Origin of the sequence: Psychrobacillus sp. OK028, from assembly GCF_900103605.1 — a bacterium.
Classification (GTDB): Bacteria; Bacillota; Bacilli; order Bacillales_A; family Planococcaceae; genus Psychrobacillus.
In genome coordinates, this window is record NZ_FNHY01000003.1 from 68,609 (window position 1) to 83,979 (window position 15,371).

Genomic DNA, 15,371 nt, shown 5'->3' on the forward strand with positions numbered 1-15,371 from the left:
AATAAATATTCAAAAAAATAAACGTGATTAAATTCGATTGCGTGTCATTCAATGTTTAAAGGTTTGGCATTAGTTTTCGGGCAAATAAAAACAGCCATGTGCTAAGGACGAAAGGCATAGTTAATGGCGGCAGACCATAGGGCAGTAAAAAGCTATCCAGACTAGCGGTGATCAGCACGGATATTACCGCTGCAAGCAGACCAGTAAAAGGGATCAATTTCTTTCTGTTATGAAAAACGTCTGAAACGGCAAAAATAGTTAATATAGCATTATATCCGTATAATCCGGAACTCAATAATGGGCGTTCGCTACCTAGATAATAAGCAGCCAACAAGGAAATAATGGTTGCGTATATAGCTAGCATCCCGAGACGTCTACTAGCAAAGAAAATGCCGGCTAGAATGATAAGCCCGCTCCAAATATTATCAAGGAAATAAATTTGTCCAATACTTTTCGTAAACCCACTTATAAAATCAATGGGACCAGAGATATCCAAATGCCAATAAGCCAGACCCTGCGGAACGAGAGAGTTGATCGCTTCGAAAAACTGTAAACGATGTGAAGCTGTTAGTAAAAACCATGTCAAAATGATGTAAGGGAAGGTAAGGGAAGGGACATCAAATGGTTTTGTTAAATGCATCATCCCTGCAGTGAAAATAGCGGCGATCACGGCACTGAACAAAGCGATTATCCAGCGCTGATTTCCTTCTAAAAACAGCACCGTTGCTAACCCGGAAAGAGTTGAGTTGAAGCTGAATAAACCTTGAGAAATCAGTTTTTCGTCTGCCCCTCCTATTTTCGCGGTTACTGTACCGATAAGGGAAGAGATGAAAGTTATGATGCTTAATGGAACAGAATAGATAGAAATAGCTACGAGTACAATAAGACCAGTGACGGAATTTTCAATTAATAGAACTTGTGAGATACCTTTTAGTGAAGCGGAGAACATAGTAAGTGTATTGTTTGAAACTTGATGTTTTTGCATAAAAAACTCCTTTAATAAATTTTCGTGGTGAAGAGGCATGTTTGCCTTAGGCTAGGGGAGAGTTTTTTTATTTTATTATCGCAACGTTACATCTCACTCGAACTTGCATGATTTTACGATGATTTCTTTACGTGCTTTTCCATCTATCTGTTAGTAACATCTCCATTTTTCTTATACAACCGCTCATTTAATTTCAATTGAATATGCAATTTTGCTCACTCAAAAACACCTTCTATTTAATACTTTTTTAAAGTATGCCCTTATCGAAGGTGTTTTATATCATCTATTCTTTGAGGTTTGTCTTATAGTCTATTTAAACTTAATCATACACGGTCTAACTGTGAATTTTCGTTTTAAGCTATGCATTTATTTATACCACTAGTACTTTAATAAATTTAAATAAGAATAAAAATTTATGTATAAAAGTTCGAGAATATAGAAATTGATATATGAGCTTATCATATTTTTTTAGCTGGAAAGAAATCCAAGAAATTTATTGTTAAATGGAGGAATGTATATGCGTTTGTTGCCTAGAGAACAAGAAAAATTATTAATTGTTGTGGCAGCTGATTTGGCAAGGCGTCGAAAAGAACGAGGATTGAAGCTGAATCACCCGGAATCGGTTGCATTGATCACGCATGAAATTTTAGAAGGTGCTCGTGATGGTAAAACTGTTGCCGAGTTAATGGAATACGGTGCAACCATTTTGACGGTCGACAATGTCATGGAAGGCGTTTCCGAAATGATACACGATGTGCAAGTAGAAGCAACATTTCCAGATGGGGTAAAACTCGTAACAGTCCACGTACCTATAAGATAAGGAGGAATTTTGGCATGATACCCGGAGAATATATTTTAAAGTCTGAAGATATTATTTGCAATGAAGGGCAGGAAACGAAAAAGATTTCCGTTTTAAATAAAGGAGACCGTCCCGTACAGGTAGGATCCCATTTTCATTTTTATGAAATCAATACAAGCCTTGAATTTGATAGAGAAGCAGCCTTTGGATTTCGCTTAGATATTCCAGCTGGTTCAGCGGTTCGTTTTGAGCCAGGTGATAAAAAAGAAGTACAATTGGTCGCATTCACTGGGGAAAGACGTGTATACGGATTAAACAACAAAACAGAAGGATCGTTAGAACGGGGGGAATAATAGATGAGCTTTCGTATGACAAGAAAACAATATTCTGATATGTATGGTCCAACAACTGGTGATGCTATTCGTTTGGCTGATACAGAATTGTTTATTGAAATTGAAAAAGACTTTACACGTTACGGAGATGAAGTAGTTTTCGGTGGTGGGAAAGTAATCCGTGATGGAATGGGAAGTCACCCACTCGCTGTCCGTGCCGATAATGTTCCGGATCTTGTGATTACGAATGTTATTGTATTGGATTATACAGGTATTTATAAAGCAGATGTAGCTGTCCGTGACGGGAAGATTTTTTCCATTGGTAAAGCAGGCAACCCTCTTTTAATGGATGGTGTGACTATTACAATTGCTGCATCTACGGAAATTATCGCCGGTGAAGGGAAGATTTTGACTGCTGGCGGAATCGATACGCATATTCATTTCATTAATCCTGCTCAAATAGAAACAGCCCTAACTGCTGGATTGACAACACTCATAGGTGGTGGGACAGGTCCTGCAGAAGGATCGAAAGCGACAACTGTTACACCTGGGGAATGGAATATCCACCGTATGCTTGAAGCTGCCGAAGATATGCCGATAAACGTGGGATTCCTAGGAAAAGGCCACGCTGCTGCAGTGGAGCCGCTTGCGGAGCAAATTCTAGCTGGTGCTATTGGACTGAAGGTCCATGAAGACTGGGGCGCAACACGGTCCGCGATTGATATGTCTTTAAAAGTAGCAGATGAATATGACGTCCAAGTCGCACTCCATTCCGATACATTGAATGAAGGTGGCTTTGCGGAAGACACAGCTGATGCCTTTAAAGGTCGCGTCATTCATACGTATCATACGGAAGGAGCAGGAGGCGGCCATGCACCGGACATTATTAAATTAGCGAGCTATCCGAATGTTCTTCCTTCTTCGACTAATCCAACTCTTCCTTATACAGTAAATACAATTGATGAGCATCTTGATATGCTAATGGTGTGCCATCATTTAAGTCCGGATATTCCGGAAGATGTGGCTTTCGCTGATTCACGTATTCGAGGAGAAACAATTGCAGCAGAAGATATTCTACAGGATATGGGTGTGTTTAGTATGACAAGCTCCGACTCTCAGGCGATGGGCCGAATTGGAGAAGTCATATTACGGACATGGCAAACAGCCGATAAAATGAAAAAACAACGGGGTAAACTGGAAGGGGACGAAGGGGTAGGCGATAACAATCGTATCAAGCGTTACGTCGCAAAATATACTATCAATCCGGCAATTACACACGGAATATCTGATTACGTTGGTTCAATTGAAATCGGTAAATTTGCCGATCTTGTGTTATGGTCACCGCAATTTTTCGGAATGAAACCGAGCATGATTTTAAAGTGTGGACAAGTTGTTCAAAGTTTGATGGGAGATGCTAATGCATCCATACCGACCCCTGAGCCAGTTTTATACCGTCCTATGTATGGAACGATGGGGAAAGCAAAATATCTAAGCTCTATTACTTTCGTTTCAAAAGCAGCATACGATGATGGTGTTCATAAAAAATTAGGACTCCAAAAGACGGTCCTGCCAGTAAAAGGCATTCGGTCATTGACGAAAAAAGACATGAAATTAAACGATGCCACACCCGAAATCACGGTCGATCCCGAAACTTATGAAGTATTTGTGGATGGTGAGCATCTTACTTGTGATCCTGTAGAGGTGGTTCCGATGGGGCAGCGTTATTTCTTATTTTGAGGTGAAAAGATGATTATTGAAAAAATTGTTGGACATATTGATGAGTTAAATTCAGATCTTGTTGCTCATATTCATAAAGAAAAAGTGTTCCTTGAAAGCAGTGATTTAGTCAAACGAATTCAACGCGTCAAAACAGATCATGGCCGTGAAATCGGACTACGTTTAAGCGAATCCCGCGATTTGAATGCAGGCGATGTACTTTACATGGATGAAAAAAATATCATTTTAATTGAGGTGTATCCTGATGATGTGATTGTTATTAAGCCGAGGAACTTGAATGAGATGGGAACAATTGCACATCAGCTCGGAAATAGGCATTTGCCAGCTCAATTTGAAGAGGATAAGATGCTTGTTCAATATGATTATCTTGTGGAGGAACTACTGGGGGAGCTTGGTCTCCCGTATGTACGTGAAAAACGGAAAGTGAAGAAGGCATTCCGGCATATAGGACATAGTCATGGATAACTATTTGCTGTCTTTATTTCAGTTGTGTGATTCCAACTTGCCAACAGGTGCGTTTAGTCATTCATTTGGATTGGAAACATATATACAGGAAAATAAAGTACATGATAAAGACAGTTTTTCAGAATGGCTGCAAATGTATGTATTAGGGCAGCTCGTCTATACAGACGGGCTAGCCTGTCGTCTTGCTTTTGAAGGGCTTGAACAAAGTGATGCCCAATCGATCTGGAGCCTTGACCGCAAAATAACGGTGCAAGCTCTTCCAAGAGAAACGCGAGAAGGAACACATAAAATTGGAGAACGCATGTTGACTATTGGAAATGATTTGTATCCATCTCCCCTACTAACTTTGTATAAAGAAAAAACACGAAATGGAGAAGCATTTGGTCACCCTGCGATTGTGTTTACAATTATTGCTCACCAGTTAAAAATCCCTTTGAATGTCATTTTATCTACGTATCTTTATTCGTCTATATCGAGCCTTACCCAAAATGCAGTGCGTGGTATACCACTCGGTCAGACAGCCGGGCAGTTTATTTTACGTGATATACAACAGTGGATTACAAAAGCGGTTGAACAAATTAGGACGATGGACATCGCCGATTTTGGCGCAGTGGCCCCAGGACTAGAAATTTCTCAAATGAAACATGAACGGGTACTAATCCGTATTTTCATGTCATAGAAAGAAAGGAAGTACTTATTAATGGAACCGATTAAAATTGGTGTAGGTGGCCCAGTTGGTGCCGGTAAGACAATGCTTGTCGAAAAATTGACACGTCATATGAAGGATGATATTAGCATGGCGGCTATTACGAACGATATTTACACGAAGGAAGATGCTAAGTACTTAATAAATAATGGTGTTTTGGCTAATGACCGAATTATTGGTGTTGAAACTGGCGGCTGTCCTCATACAGCAATTCGTGAGGATACGTCAATGAATAGTGCGGCGATTGAAGAGTTGAAAAAACGCCACTCTGACTTGGACTTAATCTTTGTGGAGAGTGGTGGTGATAATTTGGCAGCTACATTCAGCCCTGAACTTGTTGACTTTTCCATCTATATTATCGATGTAGCCCAGGGAGAGAAAATTCCGCGTAAAGGCGGACAAGGTATGATTAAATCAGATCTTTTCATCATTAATAAAATCGATCTTGCGCCATATGTGCATGCGAATTTAGATGTCATGGCTGCTGATACGAGAGTGTTTCGAGGGGAAAAGCCTTTTGTTTTTACGAACTTGCAGGACAATACTGGTCTTGATAAAGTCATCGGCTGGATTAAACAAAATGCTTTGCTCTCCGGGTTAAGTTAAGATGGACAAATGGACAGGCGTGTTGCGTCTAAACATGGAGAAAAAAAGGGATAAGACGGTAACGAAACAAGTGTATTTCCAAGGTGCATTTAAAATACTGCGTCCCCATTATCTTGATAATAGCGGACAAGCATGTTATTTTCTCATAAACCCGGGGGGCGGTTATTTAGATGGCGACCGTTACCGAATGGAAATTACACTGGAGGAACATGCTGAACTGATATTGACGACACAGTCTGCTACGAAAGTGTATAGAACACCGTATACACCAGTCCTACAAGAAAGTGAAATCGTCTTGAAAAAAGGCAGTATACTAGAATACATTCCTGATCCGCTTATCGCCTATCGTAATGCCAAGTTTAAGCAAAATACGATTATTCGGATGGAAAGTGGAGCTACTCTTTTTTACAGTGACATTTTAACACCTGGCTGGTCTCCGGACGGAGAATGGTTCCGATATGATTTACTTCAATTGAAAAATGAAATTTATTTAGATGAAGAATTGGTTTTATTTGATCATTTAAAACTCCAACCCATTGAAGCTGGTGTGAATGGGATCGGTTATATGGAAGGATATACTCATCTTGGTTCGATGATTGTGATAAGTGATAAAGTAAATGAGGATGTTCTTCAACGATTGTATAATGTAATTGAAAAAGACTTAGACGAGTGCAAAGCAGGAATGTCTCTCTTGACTGAGGGTGGTTTTACAGTGCGTATACTCGCACATTCTACACAAAAAATTGAAGAACTTATAGCTAAATGCAGCACGTTCCTTCGCAAAGAATGGTATGACCGACAACCAGTAACCTTACGAAAATATTAATCAGTTAAAATTTTGATGGACCAAAATGTTAAAGAGATGAAAGATCGGGGTAAGATGGGATAGGTATAATAGAAGGATGCTCTTTTTTTAAACTGTTTACGGTATCCCATTCGTGTTTAGTTCTACTAAAAAAAGAAGTGAATTCACTGCTTACGTTGGTTCTCTGGCATAATTACTTTTTTGTTAGCTTGCACTATATGTACAATTTAGCAAAGAATGAGGGCTTCTTTCGCCTTACTTCAATAGGTGGTATATAGGGTCATTAATTCCAATCTCTTTTTATGTAAAAATTTTATATATAGCCTTTAAGACATTTAAAACATTAACCCCATATGATAAGGAAAAACGCTCTACACCGTTGAAAAATATCGCTGCTATATTAGTTGACGATGAGCAGTAATTAATTCAAACATTTACAATTTAATTATTGGGAGCGTTAATCCTAATTGGATCAACGCTCTTTTTGATGATTTTTTTTAAAACGGGTGCTGTTGTGAAATATAGATCTGATCAAACAGCTCTTTTTTCTTGTTATTGAGGAAATCATAATATTCTACAACTGCGATTAATGATTAGAGCGTCTTTATTGCAATTCTCCCAACGCGTTTCAGTATAATATAGACACTTGCGCATTTGTTCTTAACTTAAAGCAACGTTTTAGCTTATTAACAATTAAAGGAATATCATTTAACAAAGTTGAATAAGTGTTATACACACAAATTGTCTGGAGGTATAATATGAAGTTTTTTACATTTAGTAAAGAGAATGGGAAAATGATTACGAAATTTGATTCCAATTTTATTATTTCCCGTGTTATTCAAACAGATAAAGCTACTACTATAGGATGTATATACTTGGAAGAAAATGGAGTTGTTGGATACCACCAAGCAGTAGTACCTCAATTATTGGTAGTAATGAAAGGAGAAGGGTATGTTCGTAATGATAAAGAAGAATATTTTAAAGTTCAGCCCGGAGATGCTGTATTTTGGGAAAAAGATGAATGGCATGAAACAAAATCAGATAGAGGATTAACAGCTATTGTAATTGAAAGTGTTGAGTTAAATCCTTTTTTGTTTTTGCCTTTAAAGGAATAGAAGCTGTTCAACTTACGGGTATTTTAATCAAAGAGGTTAGCATAAGAAGGAAATTTTGCAAAAGAAAGAGAATTAAGACAGTGGCAAGTAAATAATCCGACATATTTGTGCCTGAAAAGTTGGACTAATAAAGGGGATACCGAAATGGAGTATCGGATTGAGAATCTTGATTTTGATATAAAAGTTATAGGTAAAGGAAAGGTAGTCAAAACAAGTAGAGCCTTTAAAACAATTCCTACGCTTTGGAGTAGTGCTAAAAAAGATGGATTTATGCAACAATTAATAGATATGTCCTGGGAAAAACCAAAATGCACACTTGAAAGTCTTTTGGGTGTTTGTGGAAAAGAGGCAGCTATTTTGGATGAAGAATTTATATACTTTATGGGTGTCCAATATGATGGTGAGGTTCCAAGTGATATGAAAACGCTCTATATAAAACACAGTACCTGGGCAGTTTTTCCGGGTATAGCGAATGCTTGGAAGCACCTATACACAGAGTGGGTTCCCATGTCTGAATATGAACTTGCTGATAAACCGTGTATCGAATGTTATTATCCATTAAAGCATAAACCTAGAAACGAACTTTGGGTGCCTGTAATCCCTAAATAAATACATATTAATATTTAGGGAATCAATCTCACAAGATGTGAACTTTTAGCAAATACGAAAGTTCTTTTTTATTCTATTTATTTACTTATTTCTTACTTTTTTATTTTGTTTTTAGCAGCTGTTTTTTCTTATCGAACAAAAGAATCAGGTTAGTTGAAGAAGGAGTTATATTCCTAAATGTAGAACTAATAATAAAATTTATCTAAAGTAGGTGATTTTGTGAGTAATATTATTAATTACTACAATAAGTTTGATGAGTGGGGTCGACTTGAAAGAGAACCTATTGAATTCCAAGTAAATTGGCACTATATAAAAAAATATATTCCTCTAACTGGAACTGTTCTAGATAATGGTGCTGGACCGGGAAAATATTCTATAAAACTCGCTAATGAGGGCTATATTGTAACACTGACAGATTTAACACCCAAACTTGTTGAAATTGCTAAAAATAAAGCACATGAGCACTCCTTAGAGGAGTACTTTAATGGTTTTTTTGTTGCTGATTCTAGAGAACTTAATATGATTAAAGATGAACATTACGACGCTTCTTTAATGCTTGGTCCTATGTATCATTTACAAGAAGAAACCGACCGTATTAAAGCTATACAAGAATTATATAGAGTTACGAAGAAGAATGGAATCGTATTTGTTGCATTCATGCCTAGAATCAGACATATATTAACTTCCCTATTACATCCTGAAAATTGGAAACCAAATAATGATATAGAAAACATCGAGCGATTTTCAGATACAGGTTGTTTTAATCATCAGGATGAAGGACGTTTTACAGGTGCCTATTACTTTAATATTGATGAAATAAAACCATTTATGGAAGAGCAAGGATTTGAAAGTTTAGAATTAATAGGTTCAAATGTAGGGGCTATTTTAAATGATGAAAATTGGAACTATTGGAGGGACAAAGGAGAAAAGGAAGTTGAAAAAATCATAAAAATGCTTATTGAAAAAGCAGATGATCCCTATATCTTAGGCATTTCCTCTCACTTACTTTATATTGGAATAAAAAAGGGGAAATGATAGGTTTCTTCTTTAACTCCCATGAAAATTAAAAAATCCTCGAAATCTATAAAATTGCATAACAAAAGGGACTCTGCCTTTTTTTAAAAGCTGAGTCTTTAGATTGTGTATATTGAACTGAAAGATAAATCAAGAACCAACCCCATTCACTTTAGAATAAAGGCTAGACTGGTGCAATAAACAGGATTAATCTCCCTAGAGTGCTACTCATATAGTGTCCTACAGTCTGTTAGGCACTGTTGTCGTTGAAGTCATACTATTGCTGGGGCTCTAAGGCATCATAGTTCATCGATCTTCTTCGCCAGCATTACTTTTCTAAACCCGTTCTGATACAATTTTCTTCCTCGGAAACTTACTCGTGCTAACACGGCATTATAGTTTAATTAGAAAGCGTTAATTGATTAAGCAGTAAGTGAACTAAAAAGCAAAGGAGAATATTATGTACAGTGTATTATACATATATCCAGTCTTGATAAAGAAAAAGGAAAGGTTTATAGAAATTAATAAAAAAGCCTCTCTTATTTACAAGGAATATGGTGCTATTGAAGATGATACTTACCAAAGCACTCTTATTAATGCCATGTATGGGTGTCAAGGTATGGACTCTTCTGTTGAACTGCATGAAAATGAAACTTTGATGTGCTCAGTTTCTACATTTAATAATAAACATCATCATGATCTAGTTATGGGGAAAGTTGACTCTGATAAGCGAATCGAAGAATTATATAATGAAATGATTAATGTTATTGATATTGGCCGAGTCATTCGTGGTGAATTTGAAAAGGTTTAATTAGAAAATAGATACTTATCTTATTTCTTTAATGGGTGCTTTAGAAGAACAAGGCTGTCAGTAGACAGCCTTGTTCTTATTCAACTAAAGGTGCAGGATTTTTAAAAGAAGAAAGGGGGAGTTTCTAATAGAATTAAAAGTATATAAAAATTATATTTGGGTATATTTCATAATATTTTACGCTCTTTGGTGTATTAGAGAATTATGGTTGGTTCAATATTTAGATTTGATGGACCCCGTTCCAAGAGCTATAATATCAGCCACTATTAAGATAGTTATTTGGGTCATTCCCGTTATTTTATTAGTTAAAATTATGGAAAAAAGTCAACCATTTTCCTATTTACAGTTACATCATAACTTTAGGAAAGCACTAACATGGATAGGTTGGGTATCACTAGTCTTGCTATTTTATTTAGTAATAAATCTTATCGTTTTAAATAATAATATTGATATTCAAATAGGATTTAACGGATGGCTTAATACTATTCTATTGGTTGGTATAACTGAGGAAATTGTCTTTAGAGGTTTTTTATTAAGAAAACTTATGGATTCTTTTAGATTCTGGATAGCAAATACAATTACATCTTTACTCTTTGTATCCATTCATTTTCCTATTTGGTTTTATAAAGGTCTGTTTGAATTCGCAAATATTCTAAGTTCCATATTAACACTTTTTATATTGGGTATTATATTTGGGTTTATATATAAGAAAAGTAATTCTCTTTGGTCAGTAATTCTTATTCATTCTTTGTATAATTTGTTAGTGTTACTCTTCTCCTGACCGGTGCTTTAGTAATGATCATAGGGGGGCATAGTCAACTCTTTTGCCAAGTTGAACTAAAGTGGCAATTTAGTTCAATGAGAACAATCGAAAATTAGAACTTTTAGTAATTTAAATCGTACTGAAAAACTAGGGAGGGATTTTATGGTTTTCATTATATTGTTGTACGGAATTATAGCGGGTGTTTTTATTTCAAAGAGAAAAATGAAAATGTCTCAAGCAGTAATACCAATGATAGCATTCGCAATTCTTTCAAGTGTTGCTTTAGGTCAAAATTACACAATAAGCTTAATTCCTGAAGTGAATGATGGTATAGGAATTTCCAACTTTTTAGCTGCATTTTTATTGCCAGAAGACGGTTGGACAAAAGAAATGTTTTTATCAAAATTCGAATTATTTCTAGGTATTTCTATCGCATTAATTCTATTATATTTTTTAGTCATAATTGTTGAAAATTTAAAATCAAATGTTAAAGGATAAGAGGTCATATAGTCCTAACTGGTGCATTAGTTAAACAAGTGGCTACCTGTAACACCTGTTAAATCAGTTAAAATTACAAAAGAATCCTCAAAAGGAGAAGTAGATAGGAGTAAAATAAGCTAAGTTTATGGAGAGGGGAAAGATAATTTGAAGGGAAAATATGGATTGTTATCTATTATTTTAGCGATAGCAGGGATTTTGCTATTTTACTTGAGTTCTCGAGGAAGTAATGGAGTTTTCAACCCTTATTTCTTCACAGGGCTTGCTTCTTGGATAACAGGTTTTATGTTAGGCATTAAAGGAGTCAAGACCAAAGAAAGTGGTTATTTAAAATATGTTGGAATGGGAATGATTTTGCTTTTTGCTATAGGCTATGGATTGTTAATAGTCATAATTGGTATTCGCGGGTTTGGAGCATAAAATGCATTCTTGCACTGAGGATCAGTCATAAAGGATGAAGTTTATATACCATTACGCTAAGCACTACTTTGGTGGTTCTTTTTTTATTAATTTAGTAATCATTGAACTAACGCAGCGAGCAGTTTAAGAAAGGAGGAGATTATTATAAAAGTACATCCAATCGAATTTCAGATTCGTAATTTACGTTATATTATAAGGTCAGCACAAGAGGAGGATGCCCTAAACTTGTCTGAAGTACGATTACAAATAGACGGTGAAACAGAGAATATGGATAGAGAAAAAGGTGAAGCATATATTGATGAAATAGGTTTTAAACAACTAATCAGAGAAGATACAGAAAGTGCCCATAATATTTTTTTAGTTTCCGAAGCAAATGGAAGGATTGTTGGCTTCTCTAGGTGTGAAGGCAATCAATTAAAAAGAATGTCCCATAAAGTAGAGTTTGGTGTTTGTGTACTAAAGGATTACTGGGGATATAGCATTGGTACTAACTTGTTAAACGAAACAATTAGATGGGCTGATACAAACGAAATTAAGAAAATTACTTTGAATGTACTTGAAACCAACGAAAAAGCCATAAAACTATATAAATACTATGGTTTTGAAGAAGAGGGGGTATTAAAGAAGGATAAGCTACTATCAGATGGAAATTATTATAATACTGTAATAATGGGAAGGTTTAATGAATAATTACAGCTTCTAATTAGTTCTCATTATTCATCTAACGAATGCTTTCCTTCTATAAGGAATAAAGCATTTTTTCTTTTTGTTGAAGGACTCGAATAAAGAAAACGATTAATAACATTAGACTTTCGAATGAGGTGGAATCTTTGAAAAATTGCTACTATTAATTTAAACATTTAAAAAGAGGTGTTATTTTGATAAAAGGTTTATATGAAGCACATTTGCCAGTAAGTAATTTAGAAAAATCAGTCGAATTTTATAAGAAATTAGATTTGACAATGGCTTGGCGTGATGAAGACACTGCTTTCTTTTGGATTGAAGAAGGCAAAAGTTGGTTGGGTTTGTGGGAGGGAAATGAGTTTCATACTCCATACCACCCTTCTTTACGACATATTGCTTTTCATGTTTCATATGAAGATTTAAAAGGGTCGATAGAATGGTTAGATTCTATTAAAATAGAAGGAGTGCCTTTTGGTGATAGAAAATCTATTGAGCCATTCATTCGACCAAATCAAGGCAATGCTTCAGTTTATTTTAATGACCCAGATGGAAACAGTTTAGAATTAATGTGTTATGTTGAAGTTCCAAATAATTTAAAACATATTACAGAAAAGTTGTCCTTTGAAGATTGGGAGAAATTAGTTAACAATAAATTATAATGAAAGTACGTATATTGTTTTTCTTACTTCTTCATTTAACGTAGCTAAACTTGATGAGCATTGAGCTACATTAGATGCTCATTATTAAACAAGAGACGCTTTTAGTAGAACGAAATATAAAAAAATCTTTTAAAATGATTATTCAATTTTATGTGTATTGTTATAGTCGTGATTATTTATATGGTTATCATTATAAAGGGGAGAAAGAGTAATGGAAATATTTCAAGCTACCTTTGAAGATTTAGAAGGCGTGTCAAGTTTGTTTAATCTTTATCGAATGTTTTATGAGCAAGAGTCAGATATAGAAGGTGCAAAAACTTATATAAATAAACGTTTAGAAAAAGAAGATTCGATAATATTTGTGGTTAAAGATAAACAGAGTTATGTTGGATTTACTCAACTTTATCCTACATTTTCATCCATATCTATGAAAAAAGCTTGGATATTAAATGACTTATATGTAGATGCAGCTGCAAGAAAAAAAGGAGTAGGAGAAATGCTCATTCAAAAAGCAAAAGATTTTGCTTTTGAAACAGGAGCTAAAAGTATCAGCCTAAGTACAGCTATAGACAATTATGTTGCTCAAAGACTATATGAAAAAAATGGGTACATTAAGGACTCCCAATTTTATCAGTACGAATTAAGTCTAACCTAACAAATTGCTTGTTCCATTATTATGCTTTTCTTAAAAGGTGCCGAAAATATGAATTTAAAATTTTTAGATTCAACTTTTTCCTATGTGAAATTTTCACCTAATGTAACAATACCATTATGGGCATTAAACTCCGATGTATCTCTATTACCAGAACAGATGAGGAACTATCTATCGTGTCCTTCCAAACAAACCTAGGTTGTATCAAGTAGCTACAGATCCCCTTAGAAAAAGAACTAGCCATTCACTCGTAGCGAGTCTTGGAGGGATAATGGTTACACTATCTTTTTAGCGTAGACAGTTAGGTGGCGCCCGAAAATCAAATGGTTTTCTAGTTTAATAAAAGCAGCAGATAAGTTCAATTAGCATTTCCAATTTTTATGATGATTTACATGTTTGCAACTTCTTATGAGTTAATAAATTATTTATTGGAAGTAAATCAAATAGACTCAGAAGAAAATCTGAGCCTTTATTTCTTTTTATTTTTTCCCCAATAGGGCCATTGAAGCTTTAAATATTAAGACAAGAGAGAAAAATACAATAGCTATAATACCTATTAAGTTGGTTATAGGCTCTAAACCCGCTAAGAAAGTACCTGCTAAGGGAACCTTTAATAATGCAAATCCAGCTATAATACTAGCCAACATCAAAAATAAAAACCGATCCATTCAGTTAAGCCTCCTCTCATTTCATTATATGAACAGTAAGAGGAAAGTTGAACCAATTGTAGCGCTCTGAAGGAGACATTGGTTTTTACTTTAAGTAAGTTGGATCAAATTTTTAAAGCAATACCAATTATCAAAATTACTATATCTATTAAAAGAATGCATTAAACTATACCAATTTGAAATATCCATGGGTTAATTTGAGAAGTGAAGAATTTTTTTATTGATTGAATAGGGCGCCCTTTAAAATCAATATTAATCTTTAAATTTTGTTTTTATACTAAAGAATCTGTACTAATTCTGAGTGTAAAACCCGTTGTGCAGTAATGAGAACATTAGAAGCTGTTCGACCGTAAACACTATATAATCCACCGTTTTGATTTGGAACAATTTCGACTTCATACTGAGGGGATCCGCCAATATTAAGTGTTACAAAAGTGGAAGCATTAGCACTTGCGGTAAAGTTAGCTGAGCTAATTAATTGTCTTGTCCCATTAAGCCTGAATACTCTAACCACTCCTGTAAGTGGACCTCCAGTACGATTGAGGATTTTCACTCGAACGTTTGTTGCATTAGCTGGTTGATTTCCAAAGTTTTCAATGGGTCCAGTTGTTAAGGGCATATAATATACACCTCCTCACATTAAAGACTTATAATCTGCAGATTATTTAATCATTATATTCACTAATCTATTAATCATCTGAACACGATTAATTAATCCATTAATAATTATATATAGATGATCAATTAAGAAACTTATTGTGTAGTGTCATATTGTATTAGAAAAGTTATACCTAAGATTGGTCACGGAATATCTTTAGTGAGTTCTATTTTTGGATACATAAAGGCGTTTTGCAACCATAACAATAAAGTACAATATGTTTATATAATCTAACTGACCGATACTTAAATGAGTAACCATAAATGTAAAGAAACTTTACATTTTATGGTTTTTTTAGTTTATTGTATATATTTTATTAGAACTGCTCGAAAATACGACTCAGCATGTCTATTTAATAGTAAAAGTTTCGTCACTGGAAAGTGAA

Annotated in this window: 19 protein-coding genes and 1 pseudogene; 17 read left to right on the plus strand and 3 right to left on the minus strand. The window is 35.0% G+C overall.

Annotation, left to right across the window (positions count from 1 at the left end; genetic code table 11):
- Positions 1-55: 55 nt before the first annotated feature.
- The gene (locus BLR36_RS06225) at positions 56-985 is read right to left on the minus strand and encodes an urea transporter (protein ID WP_175453991.1); all 930 of its coding nucleotides are present in this window, start codon (positions 983-985) and stop codon (positions 56-58) included.
- Positions 986-1,502: 517 nt separating this feature from the next.
- Here BLR36_RS06225 and BLR36_RS06230 point away from each other — a divergent pair.
- From BLR36_RS06230 to BLR36_RS06310, 17 genes and pseudogenes are all read left to right on the plus strand, one after another.
- On the plus strand, positions 1,503-1,805 hold the full coding sequence (locus tag BLR36_RS06230) for an urease subunit gamma (protein WP_093060875.1): 303 nt from the start codon (positions 1,503-1,505) through the stop codon (positions 1,803-1,805).
- 14 nt (positions 1,806-1,819) lie between these two features.
- Positions 1,820-2,137 carry an urease subunit beta gene (locus BLR36_RS06235; RefSeq protein ID WP_093060876.1) on the plus strand — a complete coding sequence of 106 codons (318 nt, stop codon included), beginning with the start codon at positions 1,820-1,822 and terminating at the stop codon, positions 2,135-2,137.
- 3 nt (positions 2,138-2,140) lie between these two features.
- Positions 2,141-3,853 (plus strand): urease subunit alpha, encoded by a 1,713-nt coding sequence (gene ureC, locus BLR36_RS06240; RefSeq protein ID WP_093060877.1) that lies wholly within the window; start codon positions 2,141-2,143, stop codon positions 3,851-3,853.
- A gap of 9 nt (positions 3,854-3,862) precedes the next feature.
- Positions 3,863-4,318, plus strand: a complete 456-nt coding sequence (ureE, locus tag BLR36_RS06245) for an urease accessory protein UreE (RefSeq protein ID WP_093060878.1) — start codon at positions 3,863-3,865, stop codon at positions 4,316-4,318.
- Positions 4,311-4,997: an urease accessory protein UreF gene (locus BLR36_RS06250; RefSeq protein ID WP_093060879.1), complete on the plus strand. Its 687-nt coding sequence runs from the start codon at positions 4,311-4,313 to the stop codon at positions 4,995-4,997. The genes ureE and BLR36_RS06250 overlap by 8 nt, the downstream gene beginning before the upstream one ends.
- A 21-nt stretch (positions 4,998-5,018) precedes the next feature.
- On the plus strand, positions 5,019-5,630 hold the full coding sequence (gene ureG / locus BLR36_RS06255) for an urease accessory protein UreG (protein ID WP_093060880.1): 612 nt from the start codon (positions 5,019-5,021) through the stop codon (positions 5,628-5,630).
- A 1-nt stretch (position 5,631) separates the two neighbouring features.
- Entirely contained in the window at positions 5,632-6,456 is an 825-nt protein-coding gene (locus tag BLR36_RS06260) for an urease accessory protein UreD (RefSeq protein WP_093060881.1), read from the plus strand.
- A gap of 737 nt (positions 6,457-7,193) precedes the next feature.
- Entirely contained in the window at positions 7,194-7,550 is a 357-nt protein-coding gene (locus tag BLR36_RS06265) for a cupin domain-containing protein (protein WP_093060882.1), read from the plus strand.
- A 129-nt stretch (positions 7,551-7,679) separates the two neighbouring features.
- Positions 7,680-8,159 (plus strand): annotated as a pseudogene (locus tag BLR36_RS06270) (GyrI-like domain-containing protein); the annotation flags it as partial.
- A gap of 219 nt (positions 8,160-8,378) precedes the next feature.
- Positions 8,379-9,194 carry a class I SAM-dependent methyltransferase gene (locus BLR36_RS06275; protein WP_093060884.1) on the plus strand — a complete coding sequence of 272 codons (816 nt, stop codon included), beginning with the start codon at positions 8,379-8,381 and terminating at the stop codon, positions 9,192-9,194.
- Between the two features lie 439 nt (positions 9,195-9,633).
- The gene (locus BLR36_RS06280) at positions 9,634-9,984 is read left to right on the plus strand and encodes a DUF1428 family protein (protein WP_093060885.1); all 351 of its coding nucleotides are present in this window, start codon (positions 9,634-9,636) and stop codon (positions 9,982-9,984) included.
- 313 nt (positions 9,985-10,297) lie between these two features.
- A complete protein-coding gene (locus BLR36_RS19225) occupies positions 10,298-10,765 on the plus strand; it encodes a CPBP family intramembrane glutamic endopeptidase (RefSeq protein WP_371326705.1) in 468 nt (155 codons plus the stop codon).
- 144 nt (positions 10,766-10,909) lie between these two features.
- The gene (locus BLR36_RS06290) at positions 10,910-11,245 is read left to right on the plus strand and encodes a hypothetical protein (protein ID WP_254771342.1); all 336 of its coding nucleotides are present in this window, start codon (positions 10,910-10,912) and stop codon (positions 11,243-11,245) included.
- Between the two features lie 147 nt (positions 11,246-11,392).
- Complete coding sequence (locus BLR36_RS06295; protein ID WP_093060887.1) at positions 11,393-11,665, plus strand: hypothetical protein; 273 nt, start codon at positions 11,393-11,395, stop codon at positions 11,663-11,665.
- 138 nt (positions 11,666-11,803) lie between these two features.
- On the plus strand, positions 11,804-12,355 hold the full coding sequence (locus tag BLR36_RS06300) for a GNAT family N-acetyltransferase (protein ID WP_371326706.1): 552 nt from the start codon (positions 11,804-11,806) through the stop codon (positions 12,353-12,355).
- Between the two features lie 188 nt (positions 12,356-12,543).
- Positions 12,544-13,008 carry a VOC family protein gene (locus tag BLR36_RS06305; protein WP_093060889.1) on the plus strand — a complete coding sequence of 155 codons (465 nt, stop codon included), beginning with the start codon at positions 12,544-12,546 and terminating at the stop codon, positions 13,006-13,008.
- A 211-nt stretch (positions 13,009-13,219) separates the two neighbouring features.
- Positions 13,220-13,663 (plus strand): GNAT family N-acetyltransferase, encoded by a 444-nt coding sequence (locus tag BLR36_RS06310; RefSeq protein ID WP_093060890.1) that lies wholly within the window; start codon positions 13,220-13,222, stop codon positions 13,661-13,663.
- Positions 13,664-14,139: 476 nt separating this feature from the next.
- Here BLR36_RS06310 and BLR36_RS06315 read toward each other — a convergent pair whose 3' ends face one another.
- Positions 14,140-14,328 carry a hypothetical protein gene (locus BLR36_RS06315; protein ID WP_093060891.1) on the minus strand — a complete coding sequence of 63 codons (189 nt, stop codon included), beginning with the start codon at positions 14,326-14,328 and terminating at the stop codon, positions 14,140-14,142.
- A gap of 277 nt (positions 14,329-14,605) precedes the next feature.
- Positions 14,606-14,947 (minus strand): ATPase, encoded by a 342-nt coding sequence (locus tag BLR36_RS06320; protein ID WP_093060892.1) that lies wholly within the window; start codon positions 14,945-14,947, stop codon positions 14,606-14,608.
- Positions 14,948-15,371 lie beyond the last annotated feature (424 nt).

Coding starts and splice junctions, on each gene's coding strand:
- BLR36_RS06225 (WP_175453991.1), bottom strand. CDS start 985: ATGCAAAAACATCAAGTTTCAAACAATACACTTACTATGTTCTCCGCT.
- BLR36_RS06230 (WP_093060875.1), top strand. CDS start 1,503: ATGCGTTTGTTGCCTAGAGAACAAGAAAAATTATTAATTGTTGTGGCA.
- BLR36_RS06235 (WP_093060876.1), top strand. CDS start 1,820: ATGATACCCGGAGAATATATTTTAAAGTCTGAAGATATTATTTGCAAT.
- ureC (WP_093060877.1), top strand. CDS start 2,141: ATGAGCTTTCGTATGACAAGAAAACAATATTCTGATATGTATGGTCCA.
- ureE (WP_093060878.1), top strand. CDS start 3,863: ATGATTATTGAAAAAATTGTTGGACATATTGATGAGTTAAATTCAGAT.
- BLR36_RS06250 (WP_093060879.1), top strand. CDS start 4,311: ATGGATAACTATTTGCTGTCTTTATTTCAGTTGTGTGATTCCAACTTG.
- ureG (WP_093060880.1), top strand. CDS start 5,019: ATGGAACCGATTAAAATTGGTGTAGGTGGCCCAGTTGGTGCCGGTAAG.
- BLR36_RS06260 (WP_093060881.1), top strand. CDS start 5,632: ATGGACAAATGGACAGGCGTGTTGCGTCTAAACATGGAGAAAAAAAGG.
- BLR36_RS06265 (WP_093060882.1), top strand. CDS start 7,194: ATGAAGTTTTTTACATTTAGTAAAGAGAATGGGAAAATGATTACGAAA.
- BLR36_RS06280 (WP_093060885.1), top strand. CDS start 9,634: ATGTACAGTGTATTATACATATATCCAGTCTTGATAAAGAAAAAGGAA.
- BLR36_RS19225 (WP_371326705.1), top strand. CDS start 10,298: ATGGAAAAAAGTCAACCATTTTCCTATTTACAGTTACATCATAACTTT.
- BLR36_RS06290 (WP_254771342.1), top strand. CDS start 10,910: ATGGTTTTCATTATATTGTTGTACGGAATTATAGCGGGTGTTTTTATT.
- BLR36_RS06310 (WP_093060890.1), top strand. CDS start 13,220: ATGGAAATATTTCAAGCTACCTTTGAAGATTTAGAAGGCGTGTCAAGT.
- BLR36_RS06315 (WP_093060891.1), bottom strand. CDS start 14,328: ATGGATCGGTTTTTATTTTTGATGTTGGCTAGTATTATAGCTGGATTT.
- BLR36_RS06320 (WP_093060892.1), bottom strand. CDS start 14,947: ATGCCCTTAACAACTGGACCCATTGAAAACTTTGGAAATCAACCAGCT.